18 protein-coding genes and 2 pseudogenes are annotated in these 16,557 nt (G+C 29.3%); 4 read left to right on the top strand and 16 right to left on the bottom strand.

Annotation, left to right across the window (positions count from 1 at the left end; all coding sequences use genetic code 11):
• The first annotated feature begins 190 nt into the window (after positions 1-190).
• On the top strand, positions 191-358 hold the full coding sequence (locus tag GXK57_RS07045; protein ID WP_160673562.1) for a hypothetical protein: 168 nt from the start codon (positions 191-193) through the stop codon (positions 356-358).
• A gap of 308 nt (positions 359-666) precedes the next feature.
• On the opposite strand, the gene GXK57_RS07040 is transcribed toward GXK57_RS07045, so the two are convergent.
• The 9 genes and pseudogenes from GXK57_RS07040 to GXK57_RS06995 all read right to left on the bottom strand — a co-directional run bounded on the left by GXK57_RS07040 (position 667) and on the right by GXK57_RS06995 (position 9,444).
• Positions 667-1,446, bottom strand: coding sequence for a nucleotidyltransferase domain-containing protein (locus GXK57_RS07040; protein WP_160673559.1), 780 nt, complete (start codon positions 1,444-1,446; stop codon positions 667-669).
• Between the two features lie 5 nt (positions 1,447-1,451).
• The gene (locus GXK57_RS07035) at positions 1,452-2,684 is read right to left on the bottom strand and encodes a crosslink repair DNA glycosylase YcaQ family protein (protein WP_160673556.1); all 1,233 of its coding nucleotides are present in this window, start codon (positions 2,682-2,684) and stop codon (positions 1,452-1,454) included.
• 451 nt (positions 2,685-3,135) lie between these two features.
• Complete coding sequence (locus tag GXK57_RS07030) at positions 3,136-3,678, bottom strand: hypothetical protein (RefSeq protein WP_160673553.1); 543 nt, start codon at positions 3,676-3,678, stop codon at positions 3,136-3,138.
• 47 nt (positions 3,679-3,725) lie between these two features.
• Positions 3,726-4,178, bottom strand: a complete 453-nt coding sequence (locus GXK57_RS07025) for a hypothetical protein (protein WP_160673550.1) — start codon at positions 4,176-4,178, stop codon at positions 3,726-3,728.
• A gap of 141 nt (positions 4,179-4,319) precedes the next feature.
• A complete protein-coding gene (locus tag GXK57_RS07020; RefSeq protein ID WP_160673547.1) occupies positions 4,320-4,730 on the bottom strand; it encodes a peptide deformylase in 411 nt (136 codons plus the stop codon).
• A gap of 342 nt (positions 4,731-5,072) precedes the next feature.
• Positions 5,073-5,239: pseudogene (locus tag GXK57_RS07015) on the bottom strand (IS3 family transposase); the annotation flags it as partial.
• Positions 5,240-6,274: 1,035 nt separating this feature from the next.
• Positions 6,275-7,759: a hypothetical protein gene (locus tag GXK57_RS07005; protein WP_160674136.1), complete on the bottom strand. Its 1,485-nt coding sequence runs from the start codon at positions 7,757-7,759 to the stop codon at positions 6,275-6,277.
• A 302-nt stretch (positions 7,760-8,061) separates the two neighbouring features.
• The gene (locus GXK57_RS07000) at positions 8,062-8,739 is read right to left on the bottom strand and encodes a hypothetical protein (protein WP_160673544.1); all 678 of its coding nucleotides are present in this window, start codon (positions 8,737-8,739) and stop codon (positions 8,062-8,064) included.
• Positions 8,740-8,799: 60 nt separating this feature from the next.
• Positions 8,800-9,444 carry a hypothetical protein gene (locus tag GXK57_RS06995; protein ID WP_160673541.1) on the bottom strand — a complete coding sequence of 215 codons (645 nt, stop codon included), beginning with the start codon at positions 9,442-9,444 and terminating at the stop codon, positions 8,800-8,802.
• Positions 9,445-9,901: 457 nt separating this feature from the next.
• On the opposite strand from GXK57_RS06995, the gene GXK57_RS06990 reads away from it, so the two are divergent.
• On the top strand, positions 9,902-10,369 hold the full coding sequence (locus tag GXK57_RS06990) for a transposase (protein WP_347709085.1): 468 nt from the start codon (positions 9,902-9,904) through the stop codon (positions 10,367-10,369).
• 76 nt (positions 10,370-10,445) lie between these two features.
• Here GXK57_RS06990 and GXK57_RS06985 read toward each other — a convergent pair whose 3' ends face one another.
• The 4 genes from GXK57_RS06985 to GXK57_RS06970 all read right to left on the bottom strand — a co-directional run bounded on the left by GXK57_RS06985 (position 10,446) and on the right by GXK57_RS06970 (position 13,123).
• Positions 10,446-11,570, bottom strand: a complete 1,125-nt coding sequence (locus GXK57_RS06985; protein ID WP_160673538.1) for a S8 family serine peptidase — start codon at positions 11,568-11,570, stop codon at positions 10,446-10,448.
• Positions 11,571-11,731: 161 nt separating this feature from the next.
• Positions 11,732-11,929 carry an ACP S-malonyltransferase gene (locus GXK57_RS06980; RefSeq protein WP_160673535.1) on the bottom strand — a complete coding sequence of 66 codons (198 nt, stop codon included), beginning with the start codon at positions 11,927-11,929 and terminating at the stop codon, positions 11,732-11,734.
• Between the two features lie 76 nt (positions 11,930-12,005).
• Positions 12,006-12,758: an acyltransferase domain-containing protein gene (locus GXK57_RS06975; RefSeq protein WP_279285482.1), complete on the bottom strand. Its 753-nt coding sequence runs from the start codon at positions 12,756-12,758 to the stop codon at positions 12,006-12,008.
• 68 nt (positions 12,759-12,826) lie between these two features.
• Complete coding sequence (locus GXK57_RS06970; RefSeq protein ID WP_160673529.1) at positions 12,827-13,123, bottom strand: hypothetical protein; 297 nt, start codon at positions 13,121-13,123, stop codon at positions 12,827-12,829.
• 225 nt (positions 13,124-13,348) lie between these two features.
• Here GXK57_RS06970 and GXK57_RS06960 point away from each other — a divergent pair.
• Positions 13,349-14,131: pseudogene (locus GXK57_RS06960) on the top strand (IS256 family transposase); the annotation flags it as partial.
• A gap of 84 nt (positions 14,132-14,215) precedes the next feature.
• Here the strand turns inward: GXK57_RS06960 and GXK57_RS06955 are convergent.
• Genes GXK57_RS06955 through GXK57_RS06945 form a run of 3 tightly spaced genes read right to left on the bottom strand, consistent with a single transcriptional unit; the run spans position 14,216 to position 15,805 of the window.
• Complete coding sequence (locus tag GXK57_RS06955) at positions 14,216-14,395, bottom strand: transposase (RefSeq protein ID WP_160674133.1); 180 nt, start codon at positions 14,393-14,395, stop codon at positions 14,216-14,218.
• Between the two features lie 15 nt (positions 14,396-14,410).
• Entirely contained in the window at positions 14,411-14,695 is a 285-nt protein-coding gene (locus GXK57_RS06950; protein WP_160673527.1) for a hypothetical protein, read from the bottom strand.
• A 24-nt stretch (positions 14,696-14,719) separates the two neighbouring features.
• Positions 14,720-15,805 (bottom strand): ISL3 family transposase, encoded by a 1,086-nt coding sequence (locus tag GXK57_RS06945; RefSeq protein WP_160673524.1) that lies wholly within the window; start codon positions 15,803-15,805, stop codon positions 14,720-14,722.
• A 436-nt stretch (positions 15,806-16,241) separates the two neighbouring features.
• Here GXK57_RS06945 and GXK57_RS26520 point away from each other — a divergent pair, with 436 nt between their 5' ends.
• Positions 16,242-16,379, top strand: coding sequence for a hypothetical protein (locus GXK57_RS26520; RefSeq protein ID WP_243156382.1), 138 nt, complete (start codon positions 16,242-16,244; stop codon positions 16,377-16,379).
• The last annotated feature ends 178 nt before the right edge of the window (positions 16,380-16,557 follow it).

Below are 16,557 nucleotides of genomic sequence, written 5' to 3'. Positions count from 1 at the left end.
TTAATTGTAAAAAAGTATGATTTAAGTTGTAACTTTTTATAAATCGTAAATAAGAACTAAAATAATATATTAATAATTCACCAGCAGCATAGTTATTGGAATATTTTTACTTAAGGTGATATAATTACAAGTAATTATATGATGATAGGTAAGATATTATAGATCAATTAAAATTAAGGAGTGATATTTCATGGGATTGATGACAGACAGAGTATTAAATAGGTTAGATGCTTTGGAAAAATACTTAAATACCTTGGAACTGAAAATTGATTCTATTGCTAAAGAAACTAATTCAATAAAAAATATTGAGTTACAAATAAACGAAATAAGACAGGATATAAATGAATTAAAGAAATAACTTAAAGTAAGTCATTACTAATGGTCACAGAATATTCCAAATTGAAGTCAAATCAATAAAAAAGCAATTATTAATTAAAACACTGCAAAACATAATTATATATAATGCAGTGTTTTGATTTGTCAGAGTCTTTAGATAATTTTGCGTAAATAAGTCGTATGGAAGGTTACAGGAATATTCTTATCTCTAATAAAATTAATGAATTCAATTTTTTGTAAAATTCTATATTCTGTATAATATCTCCATTAATATATTCTTAAAGTATAGTTGTTTTCATTAAACATTGAACTCTCCATGAATATTAACCTTTACCTTTTAGCTATATAGTGATTCCTCTCCGATACCAAAGTATCACAGGCTAACTGTATAACATCACCTAACTCTTTTAGCCATCTCTTATTTTCATCTAATTTAGCAAGAGCAGGGTCAAGTCGTATTTCTATAGCTTTATTTAAATAATCTCTCCAACTATAAGCACAGCTATCCATTATCCATTTAGCTGAATTTGTTTTCCCAGTAACATTGGAGCTTTTAAGCCAGTATATTGATTGACTTATTAGAAACAGCCAGTCCACAGAGTGAATATCCTCATCTGTAGTTTTAGCATACTCTCTTATGGTATCAATCATGTGGTTTACCTGGCTTAGCATTTCTTCATCACTTGGATCTGGAAGTTCATTCCTTAATTCTTTACCGAAAATTAAATACCCTTTATGCATTAATCCTTTAAGAGAGAACCCAGATAACCCATATCTTTTATTCAATCTATCCTTTGAGGTCCCCCAATATATTATATTGGACTCAATATCATTATGAATTGCCTTATGTGAAATTACTTCCCCCTCTAAAACTGATAGGTAGGGATGATTTAAGATCTTATATTCACTTCTAAGTAAAGAAAACTTTTCAAAGTCATCTCTTGTTATTATCTTATCTGCTATTATAAAAAAGTCTAAATCACTGTATCCAATATGAAAATCATCATAAATTGCAGAACCGAAGCAATAGGCAGACATTATACTATTGTTTAAAATTACATTAGCTTTATCAACAAATTCTTCAAGAGCTTTTAATGCTTTATAGTCCATTATTCTCACCTTTTGCCCTTATTGTTAGCTAATTTTGTAATTTTCTCGTAGGATTCAGCTGATAAACCTCTTGAATTTAAAAATCCACAAAATCTATTGAAACAATCCATAATACTATCTATAATTTCCTCAGTAATTATAGTACCTTCTTCCCACCACCAATTTTTTATTACTAGCTCATCATTGCCTCTATGTACTTCAGGCTCAAACCTTGCTATTAATTTGTCACCATACAATACTGGTAATACATAGTAACCATATTTTCTTTTTTTGATTGGAATATAAACTTCCCAGCTATATTCAAAATCGAAGATATCTTTTACTAATTTCCTATCCCAAAGTAAATTATCTAATGGAGCTAAAAAGTTAACTTTACTTTCATAGTTATAGTCTAGTAGCTCTAAAATATTTGAATCCTCTGATCTCATGTAAAAATTCTCATTCAATTCAGGAACATTTACTTTTATCAATTCTCCCTCTTCATACAGTTCCTTCAATAATTCTATTCTTAATTCTTTGTCAGAAACAAAATGTCCTAGCCACCCGCCGCCATTTCTGTCCCAATAGATTCCTATGCTTCCTATTCTTCTTTTAAAATACCACTTATAGAAGCTCTTATCACTATCAAAGGGCTCTTCAGCTTGTAAAACCTCACTTGGAAGTATATTCTCTATTAAGTCATACACTTTCTGAACATTTCTTTTTTCCTTTATACCTATAGTTCCAATATTGAACATATAGTCCATAGCAGCACTAGAAAGTTTTCTATGTCCCCAACTACCATTTTCTGCTCGGCCTAAATCTATTTTACCTGGTAAGGAAGGTCCATTTTCAGCAAGAAATTTCTTAATAGTATTAACATACTCAATTGCTTCACTGGAATTACGGCGTGCAAGGATAACTTCTATTTCTGATTTTTTTCTCATTCTCAATCTTTTAAAATACGGCCAATCCTCTGTACAATAAACTGACATCATTTTATCCCAACCATCGATTAAAACTCTATCTTGGTACATCAATTTATCTAACATATCTGTTTTATAATTATCTATTCTTGATTGAAGCATAAGGTCAATATTTCTTCCTACTACATTTAAAGGGTCATATTGCATACATCCTACTCTTTTTACATAAGCTCTAATACCATCATGTCCTTGAAATGCTTTTGGATAACTTAAGCCTTGATATATTACTAAAAACTTTCTTAATTGTTCTTTCGATAAATTTATTGTTTTCATAGTATCTCCTACTTTTAAAATTTTGTTCTTATACAAAATTAGCGGAAACCTAGATAGATCTCCACCACTTGTACTTTGAAAATACATATATAACTTAAATTTGTCCGTTATTTAAGCAAACAAAGTAATCATCATATATCATGAATTTTTTATTGATTGGGTAGTATCCCTTTTCTAATAATGAAGCAGTCCTTTCAGTGGCATCAGGAATAGCCTTTGTTAAAATATGCTCTACATCAAATGCCTCATAGAAATTCTCGTTAGCAATGTCTAATATATAATTTGTTTTTACCTATTTACTTAATAAAGGCTCTGCTAAGCAATCGGTTCCATTTCACCTTATTTTATTATACAAATTATTTTGAATATCTTCAAACATTTAACATATAAATTATACTTTTGGTGAAAGCTTTCTTGTCCACTATTGCAGCTTCACTTAAGCCCTTCATAATTACTTTTGATATTTATTTACCAGCTCCACTAGATAACATTTTAAATCTTCAAAAGGTACTTCATCACCAGATGCTCCCACAGAAGCATAAATTTTAATAAAGCTCGGAATACCATCTTGCTCTGACGTATCACAAAAACGTTCACCTTTATTGTAATAATCAAGAATCATACTTTCCTGTAATTTTTCATCATAAAATTTCTCTAAAATCATTTTTATTGTTTTTTGTGGTTCAACTGCATAACTATAAGAATATTCCTCAGTCTCATAATAAGACCCAAAAACATATATAAAATCAACTTTTCTTTCAGCAAATCCAAAAGACAAGGTAAACACGCCTTGTTTTTTGCCTCCTGTATAAGGCACAAGATTTTTCAAGCGATTAGCTATATCTAACATGGTTGTTTTCTCTGCTAAAAATTTTATATATTCATTATGGGGATTACAATCATCCCCCATACATACACTATTACGGTCAAAGCATACTTTCACATATTTAGCTTCCAATATATTTTTTACTGTCCAATTTATTAAATTGTGCATTTAATAATACTCTCCCTCTAATATTAAGTTGTTGAAGTTATATTTGATTAATCCCAATCAAAACATCCATCTAGACAGGAAGTTTTTGAGCTCCCGCATTTGGGACATTTTATCTCAACAGTCTTTCCATTGTCTTTTGCTAATATTATTCCTTTTTCATTTCGAATATCTATTGATTCTAATGGATAACTACAATTTGAACAAACATAATTTGCTTTATGTTCCCCATGGCTATACTTTATAGAATAATAGTATTTTGAATATAATTGATTACATTTTAAACATCTATATAATCTTTCTTCACTGGCTTCCACTTGAGCCTTTGTATCTTTCATTATCTCAGAAATAAGTTTTCGTTCTTCTTTATCTTTTACAAAATGAGATAACTTAGCTCCGTCACTGTTAAATACATATTCAGGTAAATAATTAAATCCAATACCTAAGAAAAAAACCTTCTCATAATCACATTCTTCACACTTTATCTTAATTGACCAACCCATATTAACCCCTCATAATACTATGTAAATTTTATACTCTATTTAATTTCAGGCAACAAACTTTTTAAATGTAGTACAACAAAAACTTCATAGTATACTCAAATAACAAGCTCTTTTATTGTAATTGATAATTTAATTATTCAATTAGATTATTATTCCTTCAAAATGATCCATTTCATGTTGGATTATCTGAGCTGTAAATCCAGTAAACACTTGCTTTTGCTTCTTAAAATTTCTATCAAGATACTCCACTTCAATCATTTCATATCTCTTTGTTTTTCTAAATCCAATTAAAGATAAACAACTTTCTTCTGTTTCATAAAGTTTATCCTTCTTTAATATAACTGGATTTACCATAGGTACAATAAGGCTTCCTACAGTAAATACCAGTATACGCTTTTTTACTCCAATCATGTTGGCAGCTAAACCAACACAATGCTCTAAGTTTGCTCTTAGAGTATCTACTAAATCATCAATTACTGTTATATCAGCTTTAGTTGCAGCTTCTGATTTTTGTCCTAAAAACAATACATCTTTTACAATTGGTCTTATCATAATTTACCTCTTTATCAATTATATTTTTTAAATAAGGTTTTATTTTTTAATATGCAATATACCCTTATTAAATAGATTTTTTTACTATATTCTCTCCTATAATTACATATAGGCTCTCCACTAATACCAATGTTTAACTCAATAAATTATAACATAAACTAATGAAAATATTAAAACTCCATATGAAATCCTACAAAGAGTAAGTAAGAGTAATAGATCTAGAATAGCTTATGAGCCTAAGTAGGAAGAACTTATGAATAAACTGACAAATGGGAACACAGCAAGAAAAGAAGGTCTAAAACAAGGGCTTGAACCTATAACAATATTTTGGACACATTTTTCTTAGCTAGATTTTCTAGCTAAGTTTTCTTTCATTTGTGGTGTATATAGCCATGGATTCTTTTTCTGTTATACCAAGACTCAATAAAAATAAACAAATCTAACTTGGCACTTTCATAATCATAGTATTTTACACGGTTAACTCGTTCTTTCTTAAGTATTGAATGAAATCCTTCTCTTTTCTTTATTTTAAAGTGTTCGGCTTTCTGTGTCTACAATATTATACTAACACCAACCATCATTAGTATTTAGATTAGGACAACTCATAGATAATAATACACAGTTACCTTATATTATAAGTTATCAGCAACTTAAGGGAAAAAATGTGGAATATCCTTGGAAATTATATATTAATCAGCCGTAAAAACAAAGCCAAGCTGTACTTTGGAATGAACTATAAGAGGAAACGTTATATATAATATGGAAAAGTCTAGGTTTAGACCAGATATCTTGATTAACTTCTTAAGATTAAAAAGGGTAGAAGTGAACAGTTAGAATATACTGAATTTTTAGACTCTCATAAAGTATCCTGCTATATCGTGCAAAATGGAGAATGTGTAGTAGAGCAAACTATTGATGTACCAATCTCAGTTTAATATAAAATTTTCATTTAATATAATAGTAGTACTTACGATTAAAGGAATCCTCATATAAGGTTTATATGAGGATTCCTTTGTAATTTCTGACTTTGTTTTAAGTTTTAACAACTTAGTTTCATTTTTAACGACTTTGTTTCAGTTAAACATAACTGTATGTTTGTAAAAAAGTTTGATCAAAACAACGGAATAAGTTCTAGTGTTTTACTGTCTTTAATGCAGAATTATCAACTGTTTAATATTGCATAACAAAAACCAGTAATTTCAATGTCTAATAAATCCTCTATTTAACTTCTATTAATATGAAGTAACATTGATTATCGCTTCTTCAGTTTACGAAATGTTTGTAAAACTACTCGTCCTAAACTTTTTATTTTTATCCATTCTAATATACTTCGTATGAATTTTGTAGTTTTTAACACAAATATAATCTATGTCATTCCCCTTAACATTGGACTAAATCCGAATTAAACACTTGCTTTTTTTAAAGATAAATCAGGACCGCTAATAAAATGTGTAGTTCTGACTATAATAATTTTGTAGCAATATATACATTTAAAGAACTTTATAATTTTTTATTGTAATTTCTGAATCTCCTTAATAATGTATCTATTTCATACTATAAGAAATTTCTATTGCTTCTATTCGTCTTGCTTGACCAACTGTTCCTGCTATACTTCCATTAGAGCCTGAGATCCACCCTACTCCGTCTACATATACCTTGTAATTAACATTATAAAGCGAGCTATCTGATCCGGTTAACCATATTTTTATAGCTTCAAGTCTCTTGGATTGTCCAGTTGTACCTGCTGTCGCTCCATTAGAAACAGTTCCCATCCAGCCAATGTCTTGTACATGAGCACTATAATTAACGTATACAGCTGAGTTTAGTACTACCGACATAGAAACAGCCTCTAATTGTTGAGGAGAACCTAAATATCCTGAAGTACTGCCGCTTCTAAGCGTAGGCCCCCAACCTATATTAGAAATATGAGTTTTAAAATCTAAAAATCCAGCATAAGTATAGCTATGATCGTCATGAATATGCATTCTTTCATCATGTCCTATTCCATTAAACCAAGAGCAATTATAATGTCCATCGCTTCCCAATTTTCCATTACAATAAACATTCGTTCCTAAAGTATTCATTGATTTATTTTGAACAGCTTCAACTGCACACTTTTCACTGTCATAATAAATTGCTTCGTATATTGGATTACCCAAGGCTATTATTCCATACCCAATTGATAATGCACAATCTGAATTAACGTCATTAGGAAAATTTTGTGCCGAATTTAGAGTTGTATCTGCTTTATTGCATCCTACTATACCACTCGGTGTTGCAAACCACATATTTAAGCCATATCCATTCAAACCGTTCCCAGTTGATGGAAAATTATCATATCTTCTATTATACAGATTATCAAACTGTCCAAAATCAGAAGTATAATACCCAAAATATGATGGCAATATAATACTTTGTGCATGTACCATGCTTTCACCCATTCTATTTATTGCATCATTAATTTGCTTACTTGTTGATGTAACTGTTACGTCTGTTTCTTTTGTAGTATCTTTACTTTTACTATTATCAAAATTATCACTTGTTATATCTATTTTTGCAGAGTTAAACTGATTTCCTTGGTAATATAAATCAACTTTATGTTCTCCCACAGTAACTGAATCCAAGGAATAATCGCCATTTGCATCACTAGTAACCTGAGCAGTATCATCCACAACTATTTTACAATTTGGTAATTTTATATCAATTGTCGATGAACCATCTTCATTAGTTTTTAAGAGCTCCTTAACATTAAAATTTTTAGATTCGCTGAGCTCTTTTTTAAGTAATTTTAATTTATCCGAATCTGTAGTAGTTGAGATTTGATCTTCAATATACTTTTCGCCTGTTACTTTAGCATGATTAAGCCAGTTATAAACTTGATTTGTTTCTGATTTTTGAAACAAATATTTTAAATGCACAGATCCATGAACGCGCTTATTATCTGTTTTAGCAAATGCAATAACATTTAAAAACATAAATTGCGAGGCCACTATTATTGTTAAAACAGAAGATAATATTTTCTTTCTCATTTGAAACTACCCCTTTTAATTTCTTTTTTAATTAATATAATGCTTCTTAGCCATTTCCCCCTTGATAACAACTATCTTTCATTAATTTTCTATATACTACCCTTTACTGGAATCATTTTGAAATAAATCCTTTCTAGCACATTTTTTCACGTCATTATCTTATACTTAATGATTAATAATTTGCAATATATTCGTATATAATACAAAAGCTTTCAACCTAATTGAGAATAACTTGTCCAAATTACTGAAGATTTTTTACTTAATAGATAACATTTATACTTTATTTATAAAAAAAATTGATTTTATTTTATATACTTCCCAAATTCATTTGTTACTTCGATGTATCTATCTCCAGCTAAACGACAATAGTACTTTCCATCCTTTGTTATAGTCAAGTATCCTCTATAAGCAATTCCTTTATATTGTGGTGATACAAAATACAATACATATGACTTGCCATCAAAAGGACCAGATAGTTTTTTTTCATCAGCACTATTTGTAATAATATCAACTATTTTATTGACTTCTTCACTATCCTTAATTGTTTTTTTTGTATAATGCTCATTGTCTTCCAATATTTTTATCTCATTAACACCAAAATCTGATATTTTAGGAAGCTCTACAGAATCCTTCTTACAGGCCCATATTCCTCTCCCTCCTGGCTCTTCAGAATCATTTACTGCTATCCATTCGCTAGTTTTTAATCCTTTAATTTCATAAACATCATAAAGATTTTTATTATTTCCATCGGCAACATAACCTACTTTTTTCCCTTTATCATCTACAGAAAGAACTTTCACAGGTGAATAGTTTTCTCCATTAAGTGAAATACCATCCATATTTACTCCCTTTTCATACTTAATTAGATTTGTGTTATTATTGTTAATATAATACACTCCAATACTAATTAATATAATTACAATTAAAATAAGAGCTGTTGATAACGATACCCATTTTAATCTTCTATACTTAATAGACATATTCCCTCCTTAATTTGTAAATATCTCGAATATATTTGCGTAAAATATTACTTTAGTTAACTACATCATATACTTTTCTAGTTCATGACCTATTTTCCATGCTTTTTTATTTACTGTATCAATAATAAAGCAATTTTCTGATACATCATGTACAAGAAGATATGAATAAATTAAACCGGGATATTTTTCAGATTGAAATTCCAATTTCTTAACCATTGCTGCTGACTTAGGTTCATCAACTATATTTTTTTCACACATGTCCACAGTAGTTTCCTTTATAATATTACTATCGTTTAAGATTATTTCTTTATTGGAATTTGTATCCCTAATTTTGATTTCACAAGGCTGAAATTCATTTATATCTAAATACGGTGCATTTTGTTCTTTGTATATTATCCCTATTCCTTCATCAAATAAACATAACCATTTACTCTCGTCCTGTCCACTGACTTGAAAAACTTGCTTTTTCAAATCAGTTATTCCACACTGCTTACCTAACGTTTTTGGTATTATATTAACTGGCTGAGCACGAAATAATTTACTATCGTATATCAGACCATCTCCTGTTTCTACATATTTATTAATACTAACAATTAAGTCTTTTGTATTAGCTTTATTATAATTTATGATCTCCTTAATAGAGAAAATGGCTATTAAGATTATTGAAAATACTATAAATGTCATATACTTTTTACTTTTGCTCATTTAATTTTTATCCCCCTTGTATAATCAAGTTGTAACATTTGATAGAAAACTATTTATCTTTCTAACGAACATTACACTTCGTATTTACTTAAAATATTCTTAATTTACTACTTTGCCTACGCCCCGATAGTAAATATGCATTTCATATATTAAATAGTTTTTTATTTCAATTCCTAAAGAAATCTGACCAAATTAAATATATTTTAGTATAATACTCCTGAATAGAAGATAGATGTAATCCCATTGGGAGGTTTTAGAACCTATACCCGCAAATTAGCGTATCATTCCATCAGGTAGAATTCTATGTTTAGCTGGTTTGGTTTCCCTTCTGGAATTACCAGTGTCACAAACAAGTTTATAAGCTATTTGATAGATTGGAAGTTCTATTCTATCTCTAAATTTTATTTTAAAGAAGATATATACAATGTCTAAATTTTTTACTAGTCCTGTAGTTTGAATTGATGTTTCAGGTGACTCTTCATATGCTGCAATTCTCGCACCGAATGGTGACGTTTACAAGAAGTCTTTCAACATAAAGCATGATCTTAATGGTTTTATTAAACCCAAACACCTAGTAGCTTTCTTTGATATTAATAGCTCAGTTAACGAGTCAGATAACTTGGAAGGTGATGACAACAAAATTTCAAAAAGAGGAACTAGAATCGGTCGAAGAGCGTTATATGCAGTTGCATTAGCGTCTATACGTAACAATCGTAATTATCTTCCTATAAATAAAGTTCTTTTAGACTATTATCAAATAAACATAAAAGGCAAAAATCCTAAAATCGCTCTAGTAGCTATAATACATAAAATTATTAACTATATTTTTGCTGTTCTCCGAACTCAAACGGAGCTTGAGCAAAGAGATCCTAAAATACATAAACAAATGTTTTTAGAAAATAGCTCTTTAAGCAAGATCGCTTAATCACATTCCAGTTTTTGTAATCTTTCGTGTTTTGAAATGGTTTGGTTGCTACGTCATTTTTTATAAAAACTTATTTTTAAAAATTGACTTGACTATTATTAGCTGGTCTAACATAAATAAATCCATGTCCCTGTTCCTTATCTGAACTAGACAATTTTACACATTGTTTTTCCAATACTTCAATAATTTCTGCTGGTAATTTTTCTGAATGTTGTTGCATAATTAATGCTGCTATTCCAGTCAATACTGCGGAAGATTCAGATGTTCCACTAGAAATTGAATAAGTGTTTTTTTTGTTAAGTTTTTCACCTGAGCTTGGTTTATAATAAATATCACTTTCCAAAGAAAGTATTCTGTTTCCAGGTGCAATCAAGTCCGGTTTTATCGTCCCATCTTCATTAATCCAATGATCGGAAAAGTCTGCAATACTATATTCAAATCTTGAATTTAAAATTGTATCACTTATTGATCCGACTGCTAGTACCTTATTACTAATTGCTGGTGAATAAACTATTGATTCATTATTATATAAATTTCCAACTGAGGTTATTACAAGGATTCCTGAATCATATGCTTTCTCAACAACATTAATAAGCTTTTGGTTCTCATCTTCATTTCTAATAGCAACCCCTAAAGACAAGTTTAATATTTTTATATTATATTTGTCTTTATTATCTATAACCCAATTTAATCCATTAATTAAGGTACTAATTCTAGCACTATTATCTCTGTTTAATGCTTTTACTATCACCAGATTTGCATCTGGTGCCATTCCTATGCATTCCTTATTAGAATAGCCATTTCCAGCGATAATACCTGCTATTGATGTCCCATGTCCACTATCATCATAAGGGTCTGTTAAGTTATTTACAAAATCTTTAAAGGCAATAATTCTATTATTAGGTTTAATTAAATCATCGTGTATATATACTCCGCTATCTACAACAGCTACTGTTACTCCCTTGCCAGTGACACCTTCCTCATGTACCCTATCTACTCCAACCATTTTTGCAACTTCTTCCAATGTAGAGTAGTTATTATTAGATAACTTAGATTGAGAATTATAGTCTGCCTTTTGTGAGTTCTTTCTCGTATTTGTATCTACCTTATTATTAAGTTTATAAATGGTGTTAAAATATACGGATATAACAGATACTACGAATATAAATACTATAATTTTACTTCTATTGCACGGTTTCAACAAATAAATCTCCTCAAAAAAATTATGTTTTATAGTAGTGTGCTTTTTTAATCAACTCGTTATAAATTAAGCGAGATTTTAATAGCAATTTATTGTCGCTTTCTAATACTGGCACTTATAACTTTACTTGTTTATAAACACATTAAAATTATTATTGCATACTATAAAAAAAAATAAATTTTTACTTGTGTATATTTTGTATTACTTAGCTTATTCCCTTCATCATTAAACCATAGATCCTTAATAGAAGAATTTAACACTCCATCAGGAATTTTCACATATTCACTAAATTCATCAAATAAATCTTTACCAATTCCTTTATACTGTGAGCCCTGACCTGGAAATCCATATGTTTTCAACCTTATATGTTACTTCCCATATTTATCTACTAATTTACTTACATTTCTATCTTTTGTGAATGGAGATAACATTGTCTCAGTATAAGATTTTCATTTTTCCACGAACAACATTCCACAAATAATTTTCATCTACTTCTTTTAACATTCCCCCATAATAACATGAAGCAATTTTAATACTACTTTCATTAATGCTAGTGTTTTTAACCACTTTCTTACACTCTATTTCTGCTTTATCAATATATTTAGAATGAAAAGTATATTTTACAGGTAGTTTCATGTAGACTACTGAATTATCTTTCAAAAAATTAATAATTTTATCATAATTTTTAGAACAACAAGAGATGATATAATGATTATCATAATTTATTGCAGCTATTTCACTATTACCACACAATTCTTTATTTTCATAATAAGAATGATAATCATCTAAAATAGAAATCATATTACCATAATCACACTTTTCTATAATTATTTGAGCTTGTCTATTTACATATTTTATTGCATAAACATATGATATTTTTCCTGATACAACTAAAGCTACAATTTTACCTAAGCTGATTCCTACAACATATTTTGGAGTAATTCCTTCTTCAATTAATAATTGAGCTAAAGAATACTCTATCATGAAAATAGCTAAGTGAGAAATATTTAAATCATTCAAGTCATCACTCATTTTTTTATTGAAATCATAAATAAATTCAATTATAGATTTATTGGCTATTTTCTTAACCTTATTGTCTAACTTCAACATCCATTTTCTAAATACTGGATAACTCTCAAATAGTTCTTCACACATATGATAATATTGAGAGCCTTGTCCAGAAAACAAAAATATATAGTTTTTTCAAATCATCCCCCCCCCAAAAAATTACCCATCGATAAAAATCCTTTATTAATCTACTTGAAATCAAATAAGTTCCTTTGTTTTTTTCTCATACGAAACCTTACAAAACCTTCTTCATCATCGATTTGGCAATAAACATTATTTCTTAATACAAAATTAAATTCACAACCAGGTTCCTTATTATATGAATGACCTTGATAAACTAAAATATTACTATTAACTAATCCTTTTAGTTTTTTTATACTCTCAAACATACTATAAGTGTTCCGTCCTAATTCATCACATTTCACTGCACATTCAATAAAAAAAGTATCTCCAGTAAATATTGAATCTTTCACTAAGTAACACATACTACCCACTGTATGCCCATGTGTTAAAATACACTTAATACCTATATTACCTAATACCTGGATCAATGTCAATATTTTGGACACATTAAGTCGAACTAAGTAAAATATTATTTAGTTAAGAAAGGATGTGTCCAATATTGGAGAGTGCAGAAGGTACAACCAATAATATAAAAACATGATTGTAGATTTATACAAATCTGAAATGAGCTAAGTAGCGAATATGGCATTGCAAAATTAACAATTAACGGCTGGATTAAAGAGGAAAATGAAGATTTTAGAATAGCTATTAAAAGAGTCTACGATGATAATAAAGGTATATATGGTGCTCCTAGAATTCACCATATACTTAAAAATGAATGTTATAAAGTATCCTTAAATAGAGTTCAAAGACGTATGACTGAACTTGGCCTTTTTGCGATAACTATAAAAAAATATAAGCCTTACTCAAATAAGAAAGTATTAGATGGATTTGAGCCTAGGATAGTTAAGAAATATGAAACTGTATGCAACGAGCTTGATAAAAAGGTAATTGGCCTATACGCACGAGGAATGTCTGTTGATGACATTAAATCTGAAATAGATGAACTTTACGGGGTAGATATATCTCCATCAATGATATCGAAAATTACCGATAAGGTAATAGATACAGCGGTGGCTTGGCAGAATAGGCCTCTAGAAGAAGTATATCAAATAGTGTATATGGATGCTATACATTTTAAAGTTAGAGATGAGCATAAAATTGTTAGCAAGGCCGCATATATTTGCATGGCGTTAGACTTGAAAGGCTACAAAGATATTCTTGGAATATGGATAGGTGAGCAAGAAGGAGCTAAGTTTTGGCTATCAGTATGCAATGACCTAAAAAATAGGGGTGTCAAAGACATACTTATAGCCTGTATGGATGGACTAAAATGCCTGCCCGATGCTATAAAAGCAGTTTTTCCCGATGTCAACATACAAACTTGTATAGTTCATCAAATAAGGAACTCCATAAAATATATCGCTTCTGTAGATTGTCAAGTACTTTTGGTTCTCTCGCAATTTTGGTGAAGTTATAATATAGTGTACCAAGCCGGAAGAAACACTGTTTTTCTATCCAGTGGTACCCTGAGAATGTAGAATTTTACTCCTTAGAAGATCAAAGTTGCACCTTCCATAGCTTGTGCGCTTTATGCCTTTAACCTTGTTCACCATTCCTTCAAGAAGTCCATTATTATATTTACTACTTATGCTATTTTTAACTGATTCAATATCATTCTCTATTCCAGATATATATGAACTTAACTCTTAAATATTAAAATCCTTAGCTTTATTTATCCAGGTTTCTAATGTGAGAGAACTACCTTTAAATATACTCTTGAAGTCATCAATAAGATTCTTCAAATCTATTAATTCAGGATATGTTCTACTTAAGATTTTAAGTGTATCAACATCAGTATTACTTAGGTTTTCTGAGTTCTTACAGATAGCCTTAATTACTAAGCTTGAATTAATAATATAATTTGTCTTTGTATTAACACTACTGTCTGCTAGGTCAATTACAGAAGCTCTTTTTATACCATTCTTACTCATATATGAAGACAAGTATGAAAGAGATCATTTATAACCTAATTTACTTATTTCATGTAGAATTTCCTTATGTGTTTTACATTGCTTTAGTAACTTAATAATATAGCTTTTATATTTATCAAGTTCGCTTCCTCTTTTTATTCCTTGAGGCCAGTATATAGATTTTTCCGATTTTAAATATCCATTTATAGTGTTTTTTGACATGGAATACTCTCTAGCCAGTCCCCGTATGCTTGCTCCAGATTGATGCTTATACTTTATTTCTTTTATAAACGCCCATTTAGCTTTGATTTTTTCATCTCTTATAGTTGCCTTGAGATTATTTTTATCTTCTATAACGGCATCAATAATTTCCTCTTTATTCTTTGGTATGACCAAGTTTGTAGGGTATTTTCTCTTAACATATCTATTTATGTTATCAAGTAAATTCTTCACTAAGTGAAATTTATCTGACACTTGAAGAGCATTTGGAAGTGCCTCAGTAATTGCGCCTGCATATGATATTGAGCCATCTCTACTGACTAGTCTGATTTGTGGATATTTCTTTAACCAATCTGCTACTGCTGCTTTATTCCTACTTGGCAATATATCTAAAATAATTCTTTTATCCATATCACAAATTAAGGTACAGTACTTTTTTCTCTTTTTAAATGCAAAATCACCTATACCTATATTTTTAACTGAATCATCAATTGTAGCTGTGTGCTTGGGTAGCTTTCTTATTAATCTTAATATAGTATCATGAGAGATGCTTATACCTAGCTTTTTCATAATGCATGATAATTTTTCAGCACTAATTATCAAAGCTAAGAATGTAATTAATTCAATAGCTTTATTAGTTATTCTTGCGTATGCGGACGCAAAGGGTAATCTTTCAGTAAAGATTTTCTGGCTACAACTAGAAAATCTACATTTAAACTTTCTAACAATAATAGTTATATTTTTAGAAAAGCCCTCTAAAGATCCATCAGAAGGTTTTCTAGTATACTTTGAATGTTTGCTCTTTGATATTGTTCCGCAACGTGGACAGCAGCTTCCTTCGGAAGTACTTTCGGCTATAATGTGGATAACGTTATTCTCATCAAATTGATGCAGTATCTTAGTATCTTTCAAATTAGCATCTCCAAACATAGTTTTTAATCTATTATAAGTGAAAATCTATGCTGGAATCATTGAATAATAGTTTCCAATAAAAGTATCACCAAAATTGCGAGAGAACCAAAAGTACTTGACACTCTACAATCATTTTTATGTAATTTAATACTTACAGCATCCACATGATGATTTCTTCTTAAACTTTTTATATATGGTGAACACTGAAAAAACCACTAATCCTATAGTAACTAAAACTTCAATAATCAATGATGTCACCTCCAAATAATATGATTTATTTTTTAGATAATATTTTTATTTAAGTATCTAAATTAATCTCTATAAAATATATCTTATTATTTTTTTGTAAAGATAATATGAAGAATTTATCCGAGATATCTCTAATGTACTCTAATTATTTGGTGTTAGTATAAAGTATTAGACACATTAAAAAGACATGATAGTAGATCTATATAAATCTGGGATGAGCTTAGCAGAGCTAAGTAGCGAATATTGCATTGCAAAATCAACAAATAACGGCTGGATTAAAGATGTAAAAGAAATTAAAGTTGATGTTAATGAAGTTATGACATAAAAAGAAGTTAAAGCCTTGAAAAAAGAAATGGCAAGGTTTAAAGAGGAAAATGAAATATTAAAAAAGCTATGGACATATTTGCAGCGAAAAATTAGATATATTAATAGAGATTATAGATAGCAATGTAAGCGTAAAAGAATCGACGCATGGAAAAGGAAAATATCAAATGATAAAATAA

Origin of the sequence: Clostridium sp. C8-1-8, from assembly GCF_009928445.1 — a bacterium.
Classification (GTDB): domain Bacteria; phylum Bacillota; class Clostridia; order Clostridiales; family Clostridiaceae; genus Clostridium_AR.
This window is presented reverse-complemented; position numbering and strand designations above follow the sequence as displayed.